Here is a 20,163-nt window from a genome sequence, read left to right as displayed (position 1 = left end):
TCATTTCAACTGTTAATATCAATAAAAAATGGAGATATTAACAATGTTCAAAATTAGTAAAGAAAAATTCGGCATGTTCGATAGCATAGTAATTAACAATCCAGAGATAGGTATTGAAATTGAGTTAATTACAGAATTTGGTGCTGTTATAAATAAATTTATATTCAACCACAGCCCCTTCTCTTTTATATCAGGTTATCAAACCAGTGATGAGCTTATAAATGAACATCCCTATTTTTCACGTAGTGCAAAACTCTTTCCTTTTCCAAATCGCCTTAAACATGGTCGTTATTGCTACAAAGGCCATCATTATCAGTTGCCAGCTAATTTTCCTTGGTCGGAACATGCGGTTCACGGACTACTCTATAACCAGCCGTTTCAACTCATTCACAACCAAGCAAGTGAACTATCAGCCGAAGTGGGTCTGCGCTTTACAACCTCCTGTTTGCATCCCGGCTATCCATTTGCTTTTCAAATCGATATTCGATTTTCAATCACCATCGACGGTTTGTTGAGTTGCACCACCACAGTGAAAAACCAAGGAGTCACAGCCATGCCTTTTGGTGATGCTTGGCACCCCTATTTCTCTTTAGGAGCCCCACTTTCAAAATGTTCTTTGACTATGCCTTTTTGTCACGAGCTTGAGCATATTGATTACATGCCAACTGGTCTCACTTATCCAAACGAACAATTCTTACAGGCAACCTCTCTGGATGGCGTTACGCTAAACCATTGTTTTTATTTCGATAATAGTAACCCTATTCAACTGTCCTTACAGCGACAAGACCACGTTGCCTCACTGAATTACCAACAAGATCCCAGCTACCCATATCTTCAGCTTTACACGCCTAACTCCGAAGCATCTATTGCCATTGAACCCATGAGTTGCCCAGCAGATGCCTTCAACCACCATATTGGCTTACTGGAGTTGGCCCCTAAACAGCGCCAGACCTTTCGCTGGCAATGTCAAGCAAATTACCAACCGCGATAACAAGTTGGGAACAAAGGGCATGCAGCATGCCCTTTGGTTTATTAACCCAATCGCACCTCGACCATATGTTCACCCGAGTTGAAAATCGGCGCCTTATTTCCAAGCACTAGCTCGCCGTCGACACGCATTTCGATCACACCTTTACTCACATTCTGAGGATTGCTGACATGAATATGGTAAGTCGCACCGCGAAACTGCCGAGTGAGTTTGAACTCTGGCCAATGACGCGGGATACAGGGATCAATGAGTAATCCATCCATTTCAGGACGAACACCTAATATCCACTGAGTACCAGCTACATACGTCCATGACGAGGTCCCCGATAACCAGGCGTTCCGTGCTAGGCCAAACTGCGGGTGCTCATCGCCAAGGATGTTTTGCGGATAGCAGTAGGGCTCCGACTCGAACTGATCAAGCTGGTTATTTTTCGAAGCAGGGTTAATTTGCCGATAGTATTCGTAGGCACGATCTCCGTTGCCCATCTTCGCTTCAGCAATCATTACCCAAGGATTGGAATGAAGAAAAATGCCGCCATTCTCCTTTGCACCGGGTGGATAGGTGGAAACGCCGCCAAGCTCCGGGTCGAAGCCGTTGTAACCTGGAGTAGATAGCTTAATGCCGTTCACCGTATTCAACTTGTAATATACGGAGTTCAAAGCTTGGGTTGCGCGCTCTTGGGGCGCAAAACCTGAAATAACAGGCCAGCTTTGACCATTGGTATAAATCTGTCCCTGCTGATTTCGCTTTGAGCCGATTGGCTTACCTCGTTCGTCGAAGTAGCGGACATACCATTCGCCATCCCAGCCAAACGAGTTGACGATGCTCTTCATCTGCTCATAGTGTGAGTGGTACTGCTCTGTCAATACTTGCTCGCCTCGTACCTTACAAAGGTCCAACATGTCGAGTAGCGCCTTGCCATACATGTTCGCAACCATCAACGATTCTGCCCCACGCGGCAGATTGACCGTATCGTTCCAATCGGCAAAACCCAGCAGAGGGAGGCCATGCTGCCCAGTGTTGCTTTGGGTAAAGTGAATTGCCCGGCACAAATGCTCCCACACTGGCGCCACTTCCAGCGGATTGCCGCGCTTATCTTTCTGGTAAAAGGGAATGACCTTATCTAGGAAGTCGATATCTCCCGTCTCTTTCACATACTGAGTCACCGCATAGATTATCCAGAGATGATCATCCCCATAATAGTCCGGGCGATCTTCCTCTTCCCTTGAGTCGCCTGCGTTGGCTTCCATCGTCGAAGGGAAAAACTGGTGCATCGCAGAGCCATTGGTATTCTGCACCGAAAGCAAGCGTTCGATGAATTCACGCGCTTCATCGGGCATATGTGCGATAACACCGAGGATATCCTGCGATGAATCACGAAAACCGATTCCACGAGCGCCATATCCTAACTGGTATAGCGATAGGTAACGCGACCAGTTTTTCGTGGTATGGCACTGACGAGGATTGTGCACGTTGAGCATGGAGTTCATAGCCGGATCAGGCGTTTCAACTTGGATGGTGGCCAGATAGCGTTGCCAGAAGCGCGCAAGCTCAGCAAAGGCGAAATCAACCTGCTGGTGATCTCGATACTTTTCCACCATCGCTTTCGCCGCATCCAAACTCGCCATTTGCGTCAATTGCACCACGGTTCGTTCTGTCTGGTTTGGCGCTAACCAGCCGAGTCTTAAGTTGAGAGCGCCGATATTGTCCCCTCGCAAGCACTCATCGTTGCCCAGCTCTTGTTGCTTGAGGGCTTCCGGTTCCGCCCAACTTCCATAGCCCATGTTCCCGATGAATTTCTGCCGATCACCAGAGAATGACGTGGCAGGACGATCAGCCGTCATAATGTTGACAGCGGCGTCTTTTTTCATGAAAGCATATTGCTCTAGCACTGTGTGACCGCTCGCTTGTTGATGCGCTTTTACCATCATGGTTTGAGGAACCCAATCGGCATTAAGCAGCTGTTTCAATGCATCGAAGTGAGAAAACTCAAAGACAGGAACAACATCAAGGTGCAACTCGCTATCCGAGATATTAGTAATTTTAATATCTTGCAGTAATACTTGATCGTCTTTCGGCACAAAAAAGGTGCATTCACAGCGGACGCCATAAGCTTGAGAAATAATTGTGGTGTAAGACAAACCAGTATGATTCTCGAAATGTTCCAGTGGTTTCAGCGCCGGCGTATAAAAAGGGGAGAAAATCACCTCATGCCCTTCTTTATTGCGCACTTTCAGATATATGGTTGAGCCTTTAAAGTCGGAGTTTGGTAGTTGAGCAATATATTTGGTGATGCGATTGAGCGCAGGATCGCCTTTACACAGCAAAACACCACCATTGCTATCCACCAGCCCTCCAAAATTTAAGGTGCCAACATAATTGCACCATTTAATAGGTGTACAAGGCGTTGTTGCCACATATTCTTTATTTTCATCATCAAAATACCCGAATTTCATCGTCACTATCCCTATCTCCTTCACAATGTGAAGGAGTTAAATTGAATGGTTTATAACTGTCTGCTGTATATATTCTAATTAACTGGCTAGTGAATTTTCACTCAACGCGTCAAACAGATGGATTGCATCGAGATCTAAGTACAAGGTTAATTCACTTGTTGTCACCTCGGCGGCTTGCGTTTCAACAATCAAAGATTGTTTAGCTATTTCTGTTTTCAATAAGATACTGGCTCCCAGCAACTCTTTATCTTTAATTTTTACTGAAAATGGTAATACACGCTCATGATCAATATGTTCAGCACGCAAATGAATATCCGTTGGACGAATACCAAGGTGCAACGCAAGATTCTTTGATGCCAACGCTTTAAATCGTTCAGGAAGCGGAATATGTGTTTCCCCAAGTTCGATATAAAATGCGTTGTCTTTACTGATCAATTTGGCATCAAGCATATTCATGGATGGACTACCAATGAACTGCGCCACAAACTTATTAGCTGGGCGCTGAAAAACATCCGTTGGCGTTCCTACCTGAGCCACATAGCCATCTTTGAGTATCACAATGCGATCCGCCAGCGTCATCGCTTCAATTTGATCATGCGTAACGTAAATTGTGGTCGTTTTCAGTTCACGGTGAAGCTGTTTGATCTCTTCGCGCATAACGCCACGCAATTTGGCATCCAGGTTTGAGAGCGGTTCATCGAATAGAAAGACTTTAGGCGTTCGCACCATGGCTCGTCCCATGGCAACACGTTGGCGTTGTCCACCGGAAAGTTCTTTTGGCTTTCTGTCAAGCAGAGGCTCAAGCTCCAACATTTTCGCCGCTTTACGTACTTCAGCATCAATATCCACTTTCGACATGCCTTTCAGCTTCAGTGCAAAGGCAATATTTTCGTAAACAGTCATATGTGGATACAGCGCATAGCTTTGAAAAACCATCGCTAAATCGCGATCTTTTGCGTCGACTTTATTCATCAGCTTATCGCCGACATAAATCTCCCCCGAGGTAATGGTTTCTAAACCAGCCAGCATGCGCAGCGTGGTCGATTTGCCACAACCCGATGGGCCTAAGAAAACCACAAACTCACCGTCATTTACGGTAAAGTCGAAATGCTTAACCACATCAACATCACCAAAGGATTTTTTAATATTTTTGAATTCAACTTTAGCCATTATTGGGTCTCCTTGGCACGCTCTAATAACATGTTTTTATAAGCAATCGCGCTCTGTTTTAATGTTCTTTTCTGAGTTGGATAATCAACGTATACCATGCCAAAGCGCTGTGAGTAGCCAAACGCCCATTCAAAGTTGTCCATCAAGCTCCAGGCGAAATAACCATCGACCTGTACACCTGCGTTAATTGCCTCATCTAACGCCTTTAGATGTTGTTGAAAATAGCGCACACGCTGTTCATCGTTTACTTCACCGTTGAGATAGTGATCGTCACCCGCCGCGCCGTTTTCAGTGATGTAAATAGGCGGAAGATTGGCATAACGCTCTTTTAAACTGAGCAGCAAGTCGGTTAATCCTTGCGGATAGATCTCCCAGCCGATATAGGTGTGTTCACTCTCTGACTGCGTCACCGTCTCAATATCACCACTTTCGTTATAACGTACAACGTTTCTGGTGTAGTAGTTGATTCCGATATAGTCGACTGGTGCTGAAATGATCTCAAGATCTCCTGCGAGTACCATCGGCATGTTCATCAAATGGCGTTCGGTGACAAGCGCTGGATACTCCCCTTTTAAAACGGGATCGATAAACCAGTGATAGTTTTCTGCTTCACTGTATTTTGCCGCTCCAATGTCTTTCTCCGAATGCGCATAGGCAGGTGAGGCATTGAATACCACTCCGTGTTTTGCCTCCGGTGCATTGCGGCGCAGAACCGGCATTGCTAGCCCATGGGCAAGCATAAGGTGATGGGACGCCAGAAAGCCTTCACGTTCCCCCAAAATGCCAGGCGCATGTACTCCCCAGCGGTAGCCTAAAAATGCGGCAACAAATGGCTCATTTAGTGTGGTGTACACATCTATCTTATTGCCAAAATGACGGCTCACTACCTCGGCATAATCAGCAAACTTGTAAGCCGTTTCTCGGTTGAGCCATCCCCCTTTATCTTGTAGATACTGAGGTAGATCCCAGTGATAGAGGGTGACAAACACCTTCATGCCATGAGCGTGACATTCATCGATAATCTGCTCATAGAATTTGAGTCCTTGCTGATTCACCACCCCATCTTGCGGGAGGATGCGCGGCCAGGCGATGGAAAGGCGGTAAGCATCAACACCCAGACTGCTGATCATTTCAACGTCTTGCTGCCACAGGTGGTAATGGTTGCAAGCGATGTCTCCATTTTCACCTTTATCCACTTTGCCCTCTTTTTGACAAAAGGTATCCCATATAGACGGTGTACGTCCCCCTTCTGCAACTCCACCTTCTATTTGATAAGACGAGGTGGCGACACCAAATATAAAATCGCTGCTACGCAATCGCGAGGAATGAGGAAGCTCATATTTATTCATTGTCATAACCTTATAAATCTAACCTTTTACTGCACCAGACGTTAACCCACTGATCATCTGCTTTGAGGCAAATAAATAGGTAACCACTAAGGGCAAAATAGAAATTGTAGTACCGAACATCACCGCTCCCCACGGGGTGTTTGGGATCCCTTGAACACTTCTTAACGCTTGGGTAATCACGTAGTTTTCTGGTGTGGTGAGCACAACAAGTGGCTGCATGAACATGTTCCAGAAAAAGACAAACTGGACGATGGCCAATGTGGCAAGAGCCGGCTTCATCAATGGCAACACCACACTCCAATAGGTTCTAAACTCACCGGCACCGTCTAACTTAGCGGCTTCCAACAACTCCTTAGGAATCGATGCCACCACATGTTGACGCACGAGGAATATTCCAAAAGGTGTGGTGGTAAATGGCAGCCACACCGCCACATGGTTATCCATCAAGCCGATAAATTTCACGATCATGAAGTAAGGGATTAGGCTCAGAACAGGTGGAATCATCATCGAGCCTACCAACATTCCAAATAGAATATTTCGCCCTTTAAACTTGAATACAGCGAATGCATATCCCCCCATACTGCAAAACAGTAGCGAGATGGTTGTACCGATGAAGGCGACATACACGGAGTTAAACATCGCCTGCCAAAAAGGCATGATCTCTTTCAATTTGGCATAGTTGATAGCGAGACTGTCACCAATGGCGAAACTAATGCCTGTTCCAAAAATCTCTGTACGATCCCGAGTGGAAAGCAAGGCTGACCAAACAAATGGGAAAACGGTCACGATGGCGGAGATAATCAGGATGATGGCCAGCAGTATCATCATCATTTTGGTGACCATTTCGACCGCGTTGTCTCTTGATTTATTTACACCAATTGAAACTGCCTTAACCGATTGTGTAGACATCTTAATGCTCCCCTAAGCCTTTTTTACCAAAAAAGAAGAATTGAACTAAGGTACATGTTGCGATAAGGGCAAACAGGAGCCATGAAATGGCCGATGCCGTCCCCATCTCTAACCATTCCCAACCCACTTTGTACAAGTACATAGAAATGGTTAAGCCGGCTTGTCCAGTACCACCGCCACCGCGAGTAAGTACAAACGGTTCTTCAAACAGTTGTAAGTTGCCGATGATGGTCATCGTGACGGCGAAGAAGATGAATGGGCGGATCATCGGCAATGAAATGTTCCAAAACCGACGAAACGCATTGGCACCATCCATTCTCGCCGCTTCCAAAATTTCCTTCGGAATGGTCATTAAACCCGTGGTGTAGAGCACGATGTTAAAACCGGTGTACTTCCAGAAAACCATAATCGCAATCGACGGCTTAATCATGGTGGCATCATCTAGCCAGCGGATAGGCTGAAAATCATTTACCCAGGAAAATGCCCACCCCAGTAAAGGGCTTTCCGCGAGAGCAATCAAAGTCTGGTTTATGATCCCGGAACTGGGCGAGTACATGTTAAAAAAGATCAGTGAAGCCGCGACCGTCGACGTGATATACGGCAGAAAGTAAGCCGAAGTTAGCCAGTGACGTAAGCGCCCCCCTAATGAAACGAGAATGTACGCGACTGGGATGGCGATAAGATGCTGCGCCACGCCAGAGGTAATCGCCAGCCAAAAGGTGTTTTCGAGTGAACGCCAAAGCCACGGATCGGTGAGTGCGACATGGTAATTTTCCAAGCCGACAAAGCTCATCGCTCCCAAGCCTTCCACCGGATTCCAAGAGTGAAAAGAGAGATAAATCGAAAACAGGAGTGGAAAAACCCCAAAAATAGAGAAAATAAGAAGAAACGGCAGAAGAAAAGCATAGGGTGTAAGCGCTTTCAAATTTAGATATGAAAAAATGCGCGCAGCCAATCCTGTTCCCATGACATTGCTTGTTGCTGATTTCATAGTAACGACCTCTTACAAAAGGAGACGCGAGATCACGTCTCCTAATTGAATATGTACTTTTGTTATAGATTGCGAGTTCGACGCTTGATGAGACGCTCTGCTTCTTTAAGCGCAGTTTTGATCTCTTTTCCTTCATCAAGCACTTCCATCAGCGCGTTTTCCAAAACGATGGAGCGAGCGACGTGATCCCCTTTTGCTGGCTGAACAGGTTTAATGTTTTTCGCAACATCGGCAAAAAGAAGCCGCGCTTTTTGTCCGCCTAAAAATGGAACTTCTTGTTGAAACAACTCATCGTCATAAGTGGTGACATTGGCAGGAAAGGCAGCGATCGTTTCAAAGTGCTTTAACTGAACATCACGATCTGTCGTCATGTATTCGATAAGTTTCCACGCTTCATCCTGATGCTTCGACTGCTTAGGAATAGAAAGGAAAGAGCCACCCCAGCTACCGTAGATGCCATCCGGCAGATGTGATACCGCCCATTTACCCGCTGTATCTGGTGCAATCCAGTTATTCAAGTGACCAAGTAACCAAGCTCCTGATAACTGGGTGGCAAAGGTCGCGTTACGAAAACCTTCATACCATTCGTTAGACCAAGCGAGAATTCGACCATCTAGCCCCTTATCACGAATTTTCTTCGCCACCTCAAATGCATGTACAAAACGCTCAGAGGTCACCACTGGATTGCCCTCTTTGTCAAAATACAATCCTTCACCTTCAGGCACTGTGGTAAAGATGATCGCTTGAGCCACATCGGCGGCTGATGGGATCAACTGAATGTTGAGTTTTTTGAGCTTTTCGCCTGCCGCAATGTAGCTGTCCCAATCCTGGATGGCCTGGTTGATATCGATACCTGCTTTCTCGAACAGGTCAGTACGGTAGTACATAACACCTGGTCCGAGATCAACAGGCATACCGTAGACATCGCCGTCTGCGCCTTTTCCTTGAGCCCACGCATACGGGGCAAAACGGTCTTCAAACTTGTTTGCGCCATACTGTTGCGATAGGTTCACTAAACCACCAGAGGCGACAAACGGACCAATTTTTTCCACATCGACAACAATCACATCACCAGCGCCAGACCCAGTGGCTAAGTTAGTGGTCAACTTAGTATGGTGATCACCGTGGTTGTTCATAAGGTAGTCAACTTTAATACCTGTTTTTTTCTCAAAATCAGGTAGCAGCACCTTTAGACTACTATCAAAATCTGGGAATCCGTCGAAGCGGATATTGTTTTCAGCGGCAGCAGATGTGTTAGCAAGTCCTAATAGAACCGCGCTTGTTAGCGCTAAGGTCTTAAAGTTCATGGTCTGTCCTTAGGGTTAGATAGAGTTGAGTAAGTTCTTAACGGAACTTCTTGTCACTAATGACGGCGACAAGATGAAGTTCACGTCGTTCTTCTGGTTATTAAGTTTTTTAATGGTTAACTGCACAGCTTCTGTGCTCATTTCCTCAATCGGAAAATGGATAGTGGTGAGGCGAGGTGTGAGGTAACGAGCAAAGAGAACGTTATCAAACCCCACCAATGATATTTCCTCAGGTACTGAGATCCCTTTATTTTTTAAAACCTCCAGTGCCCCAACCGCCATATGGTCGTTAGAGGCAAATACGGCGGTAAACTTCACATCGCGGTTTAGCAGTTGCTGCATCGCAAGCATTCCCGTCTCTTCGGTAAATCCAGCCGCACAAACCAGTGCTTCGTTGTACTCAAGCCCCGCTTCTTCTAGTGCTAGGCGATACCCCCGTAACCGCCCACTGGCATCTGATTTATCTAGAGGTCCGGTAATACAAGCAATGTTCTGGTGTCCCATATGCAGCAAGTATTGCGTCGCCAGTTTTCCACCAGCCTCATTATCGATATCGATACAGCTGGCCGACATATCAGCGATCACTCGGTTTATGACGACGAGAGGAATACCCTGTTGTTCCAGACTGAGTAAATAATCATCACAGAGATACTGAGTATGGAGAATCAGCGCATCCACTTGACGTCCCAAGAGGAACTCTACCGACTCACGTTGACCTTGTTCAGTATTCGATCCTGCCGTAACCACAGCGTGATAGCCTAAACGCCGCAGTTTGCTTTCAATGCAATTCAACAAACCCGAGTAAAAGGAACTGCCCAGCTCAGGCACCACAATACCAACGCTTCCAGTTCGACTCGACGCTAACGCTTTGGCGATTGAGTTCGGGCGATAGCCTAACTCTTTTATCGCCATCTCTACTTTCACTTTCTTGTCATAACTCACTGGAGTTGTACCATTGATAACCCGCGAGACTGTCGCTTGGGACACCCCTGCGCGCTCAGATACATGCTTTATCGTGATCACCGAGAACCCATCCTTGAAATCGCTTACAAATCGATTATTCAGGATCCATGACTGTGAGATCGTGAGCTTCATCACGAGAAACTGGGCGCTGTTTCAGTGGGTCAGTAATAATTGGAAGTTCTTTAAGTTTTATATCACACCGTGAAATTCTTTCATGAGTTGTCTCTTTTCTCGCTTTAGAGAGACTTGTGCGCTTTGTCTGCTTGTCACACGGTAAGACAATCGGTGTTTTCGAAGGACCAAGAGAGGATAGTTAACCGCAAGTTTATGCGTTTAACTTGATATCGCGGCGCAGGAAAAGGGGGCCACTTGCACCGAAGAGGAGTTTGCTCTGCTTGACAAGGCGCAAGGCGAGCTTGAAGCGGCCTAACTGAGTTTTTCCTCAAGCCAGAGCGAAAAGAGAGCGCGATTCTCACTCTCGCGATGAGAGTGAGAATCGTCGAAGCGTAGTCTAGTTAAGACTGCGCCGCTGCCATCTTCCCTGATCGAAAAAGGGCAAACCTTCTTGCTCAAAACACGCCAGATAGAGCCACTGGTTTTCCACCAGTTGTCTGACAATCGCATGTTGCTTGATGACCGATTCAATCGCTTTTTCCGGCGCATCGATCACCACCGTCAATCTCAACGGCTCATGCCGCCACCGCGAACCGTCATGCAGCGACTGAATAGAGAGACCGATGCGCAAATCACCACCATTGCCTTCAAACACACCCAAACGGCCACCCACCACATTGTGCAGTGTTTTGTTGCCCGAGCCGTAACGACGCGGGTCAACCGTGGACGCGTAATATTGCATATTGATCCAGTTGGTCACCACCATAGGCGCAGTCATGATTTGCGCCAGCAAAGTGGCATCGGGGTCGGCTTCACTGCAATACTCGTGCAAAAACGTGCGGCCATGCAATGGGATGCCGCGCGTGCGCTCTCTGGGCGCGATGATAAACGCGGCATTATTCGCCAGCCCCCATTCCGGGCGGGTTTGCGCCCAATCAACGCTGCGACGTTCCATCTCTTTGGCTACCTTGCTGGGCTGATTGGAATCCGCTTCGAGTCCGATTTGTGGCGCGCGCTCTGCCCTTGCACTGTTTGAGGCAGCATCCAGCGTCGCTTGCAAGTCGCTCAGCTGTTTTCTCGTCGGCTCGTATAGGCTATCGATATCAAACAAGCGCAGAGCCTCTGTAGTGGTATTGTGCAACGCTGCGACAAAATGTGTGCTGTCTGGTATCAACACACCGCGCTGACTCAAGCCTTCACGCACCGCTTGTTGATTGAGTATCTGCGCCAACGCGCGGGCGTTGACTTCACCAGTTTGGCCGCAGCAGGCACCGCAATCCAAGCCAGCGCGCTGCGGGTTGTTAGCGGTTTCACTGCCATGCCCAACTAACAGTACGATCGGCGCTAAGTACTCAGTCAAGCCCATCCCTTTCAAGGCACTTTCTGCCAGCGTAACTTGTTGCTCTGTATCAGCAAGCAAAGTCGGGCGCAGTTGTTTTGTGTTGGCAAGGGAGAGCCCCGGCATAGCCGCGTTTTTGCGCTTCGCTGTCAAAGGCAGCGCCCGTTTAACCAGTTTTCCCACATACCCCAAACCTAACGCTTCCACCAGCGTAAAGGTCGAGGCAGGCATACGATGAAACATCGACCAGCCCGTCTCCCGCTCTAGCGCTTGCTCCCTCTGCTTGGCGATCTTGGCGTCTTGCTCCGCACAGCCTGAGCTGTCACACACGGCAACACTCGGTGCTAACAGGCCCGGCAATTGCGGACGTTTGATTTGCGTGCCAAGCGGAGCGTAGCTGATGAGGAGGCCAAAAAAGCCAGCAAAACTCAAGGTGGCAATCTGATCCGACTGCGCTTCAAGGTGCCGACGAATCACCTCCGAGCGCACATCGATACAAAATGCCGCTTGCACGCTGGGCTGCGATGACACTTTTGTCACTGGAAGCGCCAACTGTTGGCACAACTGACGCTGATAGCTCAGCTCATGGGCACGCTGCCAAATCAGCCGCGCCTCGCTCTTGTGCGGATCATACTGCTGAAAGTGTTGCTGCCATTGCTGCTGCCAGCGCTGCCATACCGAACCAGAATGGCGCGCTTTGTCGTCCACCAAGCACTCCCAACTCAAGCGGATCGCCAGTAAATCAACCAGTGTGTTGTCCTCTTGCTGCGACAAGTTAGCCTGCCATTTGAGATAAGCGCACCACGCTCCCCAACCGCTGACACGATACATCACCGCTTGCAGATAATCGTGCCATTGCTCGGGCGCAATATTCAATTGGGTTAACGCTTGGCGAATTTGTTGTTGTGCGTCTTGCGCCATTTGATTGGCGAGCGCCGGAATGTGCGGCGCTTTCATCAATAGCGCGACACTGTGATCATGGCGCAGCGTCTCGCGCCAACTTTGATAAAGGCCAATGTCGCTGTGAGGATGCCAGTCAGCTTGATCTTGGTCGAAATAGGCAGCGCAAAACTGCGCGATCTGATGGGTGACGGTGTCACACCACGCCGGCTCTTTAAGCAAGTTTCGCTGGCCATCTAAGGTATCGCACAGCAAAGGAGCTGGCGAAGAAAATTCATCGTTGCCATGGAAGGCCGCTAGCGCGCGCTCCCTATTCCATTCTTGGGCAAAACAGGGCGATGCCAACGCGTGGGTAAGATCTTGCGCGCTAATCGCACCGCTCTCCCAAAGTTGACGATAGTAGGCCAGCGGCATTGCCAACGGCGAACCAGCCAGTTTCGCAAGGTGGTGAGCCACTTGGTTGAAGGGCTTGTCAACCCAAGACCAATAAGGGTTGACCGCAATCATTCGATCCAATGGCCAGTTTGGCGCGATACTGTTGCAGGCGGACGAAATCGCCGAGTGCAGCAGCGCGGTAAAGTCATGTTCATCACGAAGCTGGGCGGTCATATCAGTTCTCCATACGTTGTTTTTTGAGCTTTCACCTGCGTTTGCGCCTGTTCATGGCTGAAAGTGACTGGCCAGACTTTAAAGGTGAAGCGAGTGAAGAGTTCATCCAAATAAAATCCGTTGTAAGCCCACGGATAAAGGCGTTTGACCAGAGCATGATGCGCGTAATGGCGTATTGCCACCTGACCTGCGTAGAACAAGCAGAATACGGCGCAGACAAAGGCCAACAGCATCGGCTGGGTTTGAGCGTGGCTAGGGGCGATGTGGGCAAAGGCGCTGTGCCACAGCAGATAAAGGTGCAAGACGAAACTGCTTTGCAACACTCCCAATGTGATGGCAGGCAGCGATGTCGATGCGCGACGCCAAAACAGCGGCGAAAGGCCAACGATAAGAATCACGCTCACCGCCACAGGCAGGGAAACACTTGGCCACCAAAGTTGCCAAATAAACAAGGTGCCAGTAACCAAGACGGCGGAGAACAGCACTGCACTTATCATCCCTTGGATGGTCTGTGCCTGCGGCTGATAATCTTGACGTACAGTTTGCTCGACCGCGTCGCCCGCAGAGAGGAAGCTGTAGGCTTTATACAGCGAGTGGGCGAGCAAATGCAGCAGTGCCAACTCGTACAATCCAAGGCCAATTTCCATCAGCATAAAGCCCATTTGCGCGCAGGTTGACCATGCGAGGCGAACTTTAATGCTGATGCGCGTCATCATCACCCATCCGGCTAACAGCGCCGTCAAACTGCCGACCACCACCAGCAGGGTTTGCGCAGCGGGGGCCAAACTGATTAACGCCGCCAGCGATATCAAGACAAATCCCCCCATGTTGACCACCCCGGCGTGCAACAGTGCAGAGACCGGCGTCGGCGCTTCCATCACCTGAATTAACCAGCCATGCAGCGGCAATTGGGCGGTTTTTAAAATCGCGGCCAAAGCAAACAGCAGCGCGGCCAAGTTCAATGAAAGAGGAAGATGTTGCCACTGCGCCAGTTGTTGGCTGATGGCGGAAAGAGAGAATGTGCCCAAAGCATGGTAAAGCAAGCCAAGCGCGCCAAGCAGACAGAGATCAGCCAGTCGGCTAACGATAAACTTTTTGTGCGCGACGATTTTGGCCGCTTTGCGATCGCGATAGTGCGTGAGCAAAAAGTGCAAACCGAAACTGGTCGCGCTCCACGCGCCTGCCATCAGTAGCAAGTTGTCGCTCGTCACTAACACGGCAACCGCAAACAGGGTAAACAGCATGGCCCGAACAAACCGCGGTTGCCCTTTGTCGCCGTCAAGGTAGCGTGAAGCGTAACCAACAATCACCCAACCAAGCAGGGCGACTAAGATCACCATCAGCAGATTGAGCAGAGGCAGCGTCACATTGACCTGCGACACGACTAAAATGGGTAAACAAAACGCCACAAGTAGCGCGACTAAGGTGGTGATTCGTGCAATCAGCCAATGATGCTTTTTGCTCATCAGACTAAGCAAAAAGCCACTCCCGTAAACGGCGGCAAACAGTGAACCGCCCAATGTGAACAGCATAAACACTCCTGCTGGAAAAAATAAACGCTTAGGAGAGGTATGTTGCAGCGAGCGAATTGAGATGTAAAATAGATAGATATGCACAAACCATTCTTTAATTGTGAACGATAAAATGCGAACGCTGAATTTTCATCATCTGCACTACTTTTGGACAGTCGCCAAAGAGGGGCATTTAACCCGCGCGGCACAAAAGCTCAACGTTTCCCAATCCGCCTTGTCTTCTCAGATCAAACAGTTAGAAGGCCAACTGGGGCACGATCTGTTTCATCGCCAAGGGCGTGCGCTGCTGCTCACCGATGTGGGCCACTTGGTGCTTGAGTATGCCGAGAGTATTTTTAACTTAGGCAGTGAACTGCTTTCCGTGATGGAAAGTGGTGAGCAGCATCGAGTGCAGCAACTGCGTGTTGGCGCCGTCGCGACGCTATCTCGTAACTTTCAGGAAAACTTTCTGCGCCCGGTGATTGGGCAAAATAACGTCACGCTGGCGCTCAAGTCGTCAAATTTCGACGATTTGCTGGAGCAGCTTCGTGTGCATAAATTGGATTTGGTTCTGTCTAATCGCCCGGTTCCCTTGGACTCCACTACCCCTTGGCGCTGCAAACGAATCGCCCAGCAAGGTGTCTGCCTTGTCGGCCCCAATACCAGCGCGTTGAACGCCCTGCGTTTCCCACAAGATTTGGGCAAAACCAAAGTGATCTTGCCCGGCCCAGAGAGCGAGATCCGCACTCAATTTGATCTCTATTGCGAACAACACGCACTCACTGTCAGCCCTTATGCCGAGGTTGATGACATGGCCATGCTGCGACTTCTGGCGCGGGACTCAGGAGCCGTCGCCGTGATCCCAGAAGTGGTAGTACAAGATGAGATTCAAGCGGGTCTTTTGAAAAACTACGCAACGTTAGAGACCGTCACGGAAAGCTTTTACGCGATTACCGCGAAAAGGCACGTTGAACTCCCCATCTTAAAGACACTTTTTAACCTTCTGGGATGAGCGGTGCCAGTTAACCACAGCGCATCTCGCCCATCGACATCGCTCTGGCGTCAGACCAGTTTGTATTTCAGCCAAACCTGCGAGCGCCAACGGACCGCCATAATGATGCCGCGAAACCATTCGTCGAGGGCTATCGCCATCCATGCGCCAAACACGCCATAGCCCCAATGAATGCCAAGTAAATAGGAGAAGACCACACCCAAACCCCACATGCTAAAAATACCCATCTGCACTGGGAACTTGATGTCCCCCGCCCCTTTCAGCGCCGAGATGAAAATCAGGTTAAATACTCGCCCTGCTTCCAATAAAATGGAGCCCATCATCAGCGACCCTGCCAGCGCGAGAATTTCCGGTTGCTGAGTAAACAGCGTTAAGATCGCATCGCGCATAAAGTAGATGGTGCTCGCCACCGTGACCGAAGAAGCAAAGCCAACCAAGAAATAGAGTTGTACCCGCTTAGTGATGCTCTCTGCCCAACCTTTGCCGATGTAGTAACCGGTTTGAATTTGCGTCGCTTGGCCAATCGCTAAGGCAAACGCAAAAGAAAAGCGCGCGATATTTTGCGCATAGGTAAACGCCGCCAGAGACGAGGTACCCATCTGCACCACAAAATAGACGATGGTGATTTGCGCCATATTGTATGAAAGCACTTCGCCTGCGTTCATGCCGCCGATTTTGAGAATTTTCTTGTAGACCACTTTTGGCACTTGCGCGAGCGAACGCATCGGTAAGACGATGGTGCTGCGCCATAGCAGCACGCCCAAAATCGTCGTGCCGATCACTTGGCTGATCACCGTAGCAATCGCTACCCCTTGCACGCCATACACGGGCAAACCAAACGGCTGATAGAGCGCAATGTAGTTGCCGATGATGTTGAGCACACCGCTGATGAGGTTAACCGTCATGGGCGAGCGCGAATAACCGTGGCTGCGCAAAATAGTGGTAAACACAATACCAATGGTGACGTTAAAGGTCATCGCACCACTGATGAGCAGATACTCTTGAGCGTACTGTTCCACCTGCGCTTCTAAGCCGTAGTAAGGCAGCAAATGCATCGCGCCAAGCACCGCCAACACGCTAAGCATCACGCCAATAACGCTGGAAAGCGCGATACTCGCTACCCCAACATGAGAGGAATCTTGTTCTCGCCCTGCGCCATTGTACTGAGCAATGAGAATCCCGGTACCGCTGCTGACAAAAGTCGAGACAATGATGAGGAAAAACGTTAGCTGGGTGATCACCCCCACCGCCGACACCGCTTTGTCTGAATAACCAGAGAGCATGAACACATCACTGGTGCCGAGCGCTGTCCGTAGCAAAATTTCCACGAGTATCGGCCAAGCGAGCGTTACGATAGACATGCGCTGATTGATATTTTGCGGTTTCGTCATTTTGTTGGCCTTGAATATGAAATAAACAAAACTGCACCACAGATGTTTGTGGTGCAGCAGAATTTTTGATACGCATGAGTGCCTGATTGTATCGAAATTTGCTTCAAAGACACACTAGTTATGAGGTTAAATCCTTGCTCTTCAAAATGTTCGCCGCTGCCGCACCTTTGGGCTGCACATGCCTTCACCGGGTAAGAGAATGGCCAGTTGTTCTACTGTGCGTTGGGCAACAAACGCTTCTAGGCTCGCATGACCTTGGGCGACATCAGCCAATTCAATACCGTGAGCGCATAGGTTGGCGGTAAGTTAGTTTGAATTCACTGTGCCAGATCCACCGTACACTGTGGCATAAACTGATAGCGAGTTTGATAGACGCCACTGGCAGGCACAAGGCGGTCAAACTCACGTCGTGTGGGCACGCAGGCTTAACTTACAGTTTCAAGTGATGTGCTTTGCTGAACCCATGGCGTCGATTTTCTTTACTTGCCGCACACTGTCGCCAAGGTAAATGGTATTACCATGCTTCAAGCAAATAACTGTTTGGGTAACCACTCGTACCGCTATCGTCATTGAGCCCAGTCTGATGCTCTTCTACCCTTTGCCTATCGTCTTTTATCTGCATCTGCGCCAAACCAAACTGCAAAAAGACCTCGATCAAGGGCTACAAACGCTCGAGCAACGCGGAGTGTTAGAGCACATCTACCGAAAGCATTACGGCGCTGCGGTTCAGCATCTTTCGCCAAAAGCACGAAAAGTATTTCACTTAGTTAACTCTCAGTTACCAGAAGAGTGGCATGATTTCACGCCACTTTATCTTTGAGCGGTTGAAATGATAATTTTTCATTATTATTTTCAGAATATTTGATAATTTAACATTTCAGTCATGCTCACATAGACTTTCTCTATCGGTCGTAACCATTAAGAAAATAGCATTTGGAGAAAGTCATGAAAATGAATCACGTCGGCATCATGCTAGGCGATATGAACCAAGCGGTGGAGTTCTATACTCAAGCTTTGGGGCTAAAAATAGTCATGAACAATACAAAAGTGATTGAAGAGCGAGAAACAGCGATCGGTCGTATGTGTATCGCGGTTTTTGGTGAGGGTTTTAAAGGCTTTAACATTGCGCACCTCATCACGACAGATGGTATTGGTGTCGAACTGTTTGAAATGAGAGAACGCCAAGAGCGCCATAACGTAGACTTCTCTCGGCTAGGTATTTTCCATTTCTGCCTGCAAACCGACGATTTTTCAGGTGTGATGGAGAAAGTGATAAAATTTGGCGGGAAAGTACGTATGGACGTGATGCGTTACCATCCAGAAGACGATGCAAGGCCCGCTAAGATGGTCTATTTGGAAGACCCGTTTGGTAATCTCTTTGAGCTTTATTCCCACTCTTATGAAGAAACCTACGCTTCCGATTACGAGTAGCCCACCAAGTACACTTGGCATTACCACTTCAGAGGATTAGCCATTAGCTAATCCTTACTTGTTTCTGCACAGTGCTTCTTTTATGTTGCTTTTTTATGCAGAGCCTTAAAACAAATATGACACCCCCATCCAATTTTGGTTGTATGAAGGACACGTCTATGCTCAATCCAATCTGGCTGAACACGTTCAAAACCTTAGTTGATGTGGGGCACTTTACTCACACGGCAGAAAAACTGCATATGACCCAGCCCGGTGTCAGCCAGCACATTCGAAAACTTGAAGAGCTCTGCGGTCATGCGCTCATAAAGCGAATCAATAAAACCTTTGAACTCACAGAGCAAGGAAAATTGGTCTATGAGTACGCCGCAAAGAGCGCCGACGCTGAAGCACGTTTGTTTGCTAGCCTAGAGTTTGATAATCCATTTGCTGGTGTGTGTAAGTTGTCCTGTTCAGGTTCACTGGCATTGAAACTCTATCCACAGTTGCTGTCGTTGCAACAAGCGCACCTTGATTTAAAGATCCATCTTGAAGCCGCCCCCAACCAGAAAATCTTCAATGATCTACAGACAGATATGATTGACTTAGGGATTGTCACCCAAAAGCCCGACGAAAGGCTATTTCAAAGCACTGTTCTCGGCAGCGAGACTTTATGTTTGGTCTTACCAAAGCTTTATAAAGAGAGTGAAATTAACACCGACTTGCTATGCGATATTGGGGTGATTGATCATCCTGATGCCCAACATTACTTATCCATTTATTTCAATGCGTGTGAGCTAGAGTCGCTGTCGAAGATCAACCTAGATAAGCTGCCAAAATCGGGCTACGTCAACCAACTGAGCCAAATCTTACTCCCGGTTTCTCGAGGTTTGGGATTTACTGTTCTGCCAAAAAGTGCCATCACAAACTTTGTCGATAGCGAAAGCCTATTCGTTGTCCGCCCAAAAACGGAAGTGAGAGAAACCTTATATTTGGTGCAAAAAAGAAACCGCGACCTAGCGCAACGCTACCATACCGTGAACAGCTATTTAGCGCGTATCTTCTCTTAGTGTGGTACACAGACAAACCAAGGAAACAGCACAAGCATAGATTCGAACGAGATGTTCAACAAAAGTTAGCTTTGGGTAAAACAAGAAGGAAACTTGGAGCGGGCAGCGGGAATCGAACCCGCATCATCAGCTTGGAAGGCTGAGGTAATAGCCATTATACGATGCCCGCGCATCGTGAGGACGGGAGTTACTATGCCACATCTAATAAAAAAGAAAAGCCCTTTTTAGTTCAAACGGTTAAATCATGCTCAAACGCATTTCAAGTGCTCAGATATTACGCTCTTGTAGTTCAATCTGAGCGACTGTGGCACAATGCTTTCCTCGCCTTTTTGCTTGATACATCAGTTTATCGGCCGCATTTAAGTCCACTTTCTGACGAACGTAAGGGTAATACGCACAGCCAAGGCTGATCGTCACCTTGTTGGGCATTTGGATAAAAGTGATTTCAGACACCACGTGGCACAGTTGGTGTGACAACGATTCAGCCTCTACATACGATACGCCGCACAATACAATCGCAAATTCTTCGCCACCGATTCTGGCATATAGCGCGTTGTCCGGTAGCTCATGTTCCACACATCTTGCGACTCGCTGAATCACCACATCGCCTGTAGCGTGACCAAACTCATCGTTAATTTTCTTGAAATCATCAATGTCAAACATCAGCACCGCAACGG

At 48.3% G+C, this 20,163-nt stretch carries 16 protein-coding genes and 1 tRNA gene; 5 read left to right on the top strand and 12 right to left on the bottom strand.

Annotated elements, in window-relative coordinates:
- Positions 1 to 43: 43 nt before the first annotated feature.
- A complete protein-coding gene (locus tag EA26_RS10510; RefSeq protein WP_039427326.1) occupies positions 44 to 991 on the top strand; it encodes an aldose 1-epimerase in 948 nt (315 codons plus the stop codon).
- 41 nt (positions 992 to 1,032) lie between these two features.
- On the opposite strand, the gene EA26_RS10505 is transcribed toward EA26_RS10510, so the two are convergent.
- From EA26_RS10505 to EA26_RS10465, 9 genes are all read right to left on the bottom strand, one after another.
- Complete coding sequence (locus tag EA26_RS10505) at positions 1,033 to 3,444, bottom strand: glycoside hydrolase family 94 protein (RefSeq protein WP_039427324.1); 2,412 nt, start codon at positions 3,442 to 3,444, stop codon at positions 1,033 to 1,035.
- A 78-nt stretch (positions 3,445 to 3,522) separates the two neighbouring features.
- Positions 3,523 to 4,614: an ABC transporter ATP-binding protein gene (locus EA26_RS10500; protein WP_039427323.1), complete on the bottom strand. Its 1,092-nt coding sequence runs from the start codon at positions 4,612 to 4,614 to the stop codon at positions 3,523 to 3,525.
- The gene (locus EA26_RS10495) at positions 4,614 to 5,963 is read right to left on the bottom strand and encodes a GH1 family beta-glucosidase (protein ID WP_039427322.1); all 1,350 of its coding nucleotides are present in this window, start codon (positions 5,961 to 5,963) and stop codon (positions 4,614 to 4,616) included. The genes EA26_RS10500 and EA26_RS10495 overlap by 1 nt, the downstream gene beginning before the upstream one ends.
- Positions 5,964 to 5,981: 18 nt before the next feature.
- Entirely contained in the window at positions 5,982 to 6,872 is an 891-nt protein-coding gene (locus EA26_RS10490) for a carbohydrate ABC transporter permease (protein ID WP_039427320.1), read from the bottom strand.
- Between the two features lies 1 nt (position 6,873).
- Positions 6,874 to 7,863, bottom strand: coding sequence for a carbohydrate ABC transporter permease (locus EA26_RS10485; RefSeq protein WP_039427319.1), 990 nt, complete (start codon positions 7,861 to 7,863; stop codon positions 6,874 to 6,876).
- A gap of 62 nt (positions 7,864 to 7,925) precedes the next feature.
- On the bottom strand, positions 7,926 to 9,170 hold the full coding sequence (locus tag EA26_RS10480; RefSeq protein WP_039427318.1) for an ABC transporter substrate-binding protein: 1,245 nt from the start codon (positions 9,168 to 9,170) through the stop codon (positions 7,926 to 7,928).
- 15 nt (positions 9,171 to 9,185) lie between these two features.
- Entirely contained in the window at positions 9,186 to 10,193 is a 1,008-nt protein-coding gene (locus tag EA26_RS10475; RefSeq protein ID WP_039428999.1) for a LacI family DNA-binding transcriptional regulator, read from the bottom strand.
- 451 nt (positions 10,194 to 10,644) lie between these two features.
- Complete coding sequence (locus EA26_RS10470; protein WP_039427317.1) at positions 10,645 to 13,095, bottom strand: YbcC family protein; 2,451 nt, start codon at positions 13,093 to 13,095, stop codon at positions 10,645 to 10,647.
- Positions 13,092 to 14,627 carry an NADH-quinone oxidoreductase subunit L gene (locus EA26_RS10465; RefSeq protein WP_039427316.1) on the bottom strand — a complete coding sequence of 512 codons (1,536 nt, stop codon included), beginning with the start codon at positions 14,625 to 14,627 and terminating at the stop codon, positions 13,092 to 13,094. The genes EA26_RS10470 and EA26_RS10465 overlap by 4 nt, the downstream gene beginning before the upstream one ends.
- A gap of 112 nt (positions 14,628 to 14,739) precedes the next feature.
- Here EA26_RS10465 and EA26_RS10460 point away from each other — a divergent pair, with 112 nt between their 5' ends.
- The gene (locus EA26_RS10460; RefSeq protein ID WP_039427314.1) at positions 14,740 to 15,618 is read left to right on the top strand and encodes a LysR family transcriptional regulator; all 879 of its coding nucleotides are present in this window, start codon (positions 14,740 to 14,742) and stop codon (positions 15,616 to 15,618) included.
- A 50-nt stretch (positions 15,619 to 15,668) separates the two neighbouring features.
- On the opposite strand, the gene EA26_RS10455 is transcribed toward EA26_RS10460, so the two are convergent.
- Positions 15,669 to 17,009, bottom strand: coding sequence for an MATE family efflux transporter (locus tag EA26_RS10455; protein ID WP_039427313.1), 1,341 nt, complete (start codon positions 17,007 to 17,009; stop codon positions 15,669 to 15,671).
- Between the two features lie 583 nt (positions 17,010 to 17,592).
- Here EA26_RS10455 and EA26_RS21375 point away from each other — a divergent pair.
- From EA26_RS21375 to EA26_RS10440, 3 genes are all read left to right on the top strand, one after another.
- Positions 17,593 to 17,829: a hypothetical protein gene (locus EA26_RS21375; protein WP_039427311.1), complete on the top strand. Its 237-nt coding sequence runs from the start codon at positions 17,593 to 17,595 to the stop codon at positions 17,827 to 17,829.
- A gap of 125 nt (positions 17,830 to 17,954) precedes the next feature.
- A complete protein-coding gene (locus EA26_RS10445; protein ID WP_039427310.1) occupies positions 17,955 to 18,440 on the top strand; it encodes a VOC family protein in 486 nt (161 codons plus the stop codon).
- Between the two features lie 158 nt (positions 18,441 to 18,598).
- A complete protein-coding gene (locus EA26_RS10440; RefSeq protein ID WP_039427308.1) occupies positions 18,599 to 19,486 on the top strand; it encodes a LysR family transcriptional regulator in 888 nt (295 codons plus the stop codon).
- Positions 19,487 to 19,580: 94 nt separating this feature from the next.
- On the opposite strand, the gene EA26_RS10435 is transcribed toward EA26_RS10440, so the two are convergent.
- Positions 19,581 to 19,655, bottom strand: a tRNA-Gly gene (locus tag EA26_RS10435).
- A gap of 98 nt (positions 19,656 to 19,753) precedes the next feature.
- Positions 19,754 to 20,155: a GGDEF domain-containing protein gene (locus EA26_RS22210; RefSeq protein ID WP_235425321.1), complete on the bottom strand. Its 402-nt coding sequence runs from the start codon at positions 20,153 to 20,155 to the stop codon at positions 19,754 to 19,756.
- Positions 20,156 to 20,163 lie beyond the last annotated feature (8 nt).

This window comes from Vibrio navarrensis (genome assembly GCF_000764325.1).
GTDB classification, from domain to species: Bacteria; Pseudomonadota; Gammaproteobacteria; order Enterobacterales; family Vibrionaceae; genus Vibrio; species Vibrio navarrensis.
Note: the sequence above shows the minus strand (reverse complement) of the source record. Positions and strands in the feature narration are given on the sequence as shown.

Bases quoted from the DNA above. Each gene is read 5' to 3' on its own strand.
- EA26_RS10510 (WP_039427326.1), top strand. From the start codon at position 44: ATGTTCAAAATTAGTAAAGAAAAATTCGGCATGTTCGATAGCATAGTA.
- EA26_RS10505 (WP_039427324.1), bottom strand. From the start codon at position 3,444: ATGAAATTCGGGTATTTTGATGATGAAAATAAAGAATATGTGGCAACA.
- EA26_RS10500 (WP_039427323.1), bottom strand. From the start codon at position 4,614: ATGGCTAAAGTTGAATTCAAAAATATTAAAAAATCCTTTGGTGATGTT.
- EA26_RS10495 (WP_039427322.1), bottom strand. From the start codon at position 5,963: ATGAATAAATATGAGCTTCCTCATTCCTCGCGATTGCGTAGCAGCGAT.
- EA26_RS10490 (WP_039427320.1), bottom strand. From the start codon at position 6,872: ATGTCTACACAATCGGTTAAGGCAGTTTCAATTGGTGTAAATAAATCA.
- EA26_RS10485 (WP_039427319.1), bottom strand. From the start codon at position 7,863: ATGAAATCAGCAACAAGCAATGTCATGGGAACAGGATTGGCTGCGCGC.
- EA26_RS10480 (WP_039427318.1), bottom strand. From the start codon at position 9,170: ATGAACTTTAAGACCTTAGCGCTAACAAGCGCGGTTCTATTAGGACTT.
- EA26_RS10470 (WP_039427317.1), bottom strand. From the start codon at position 13,095: ATGACCGCCCAGCTTCGTGATGAACATGACTTTACCGCGCTGCTGCAC.
- EA26_RS10465 (WP_039427316.1), bottom strand. From the start codon at position 14,627: ATGCTGTTCACATTGGGCGGTTCACTGTTTGCCGCCGTTTACGGGAGT.
- EA26_RS10460 (WP_039427314.1), top strand. From the start codon at position 14,740: ATGCGAACGCTGAATTTTCATCATCTGCACTACTTTTGGACAGTCGCC.
- EA26_RS10455 (WP_039427313.1), bottom strand. From the start codon at position 17,009: ATGACGAAACCGCAAAATATCAATCAGCGCATGTCTATCGTAACGCTC.
- EA26_RS21375 (WP_039427311.1), top strand. From the start codon at position 17,593: ATGCTCTTCTACCCTTTGCCTATCGTCTTTTATCTGCATCTGCGCCAA.
- EA26_RS10445 (WP_039427310.1), top strand. From the start codon at position 17,955: ATGAAAATGAATCACGTCGGCATCATGCTAGGCGATATGAACCAAGCG.
- EA26_RS10440 (WP_039427308.1), top strand. From the start codon at position 18,599: ATGCTCAATCCAATCTGGCTGAACACGTTCAAAACCTTAGTTGATGTG.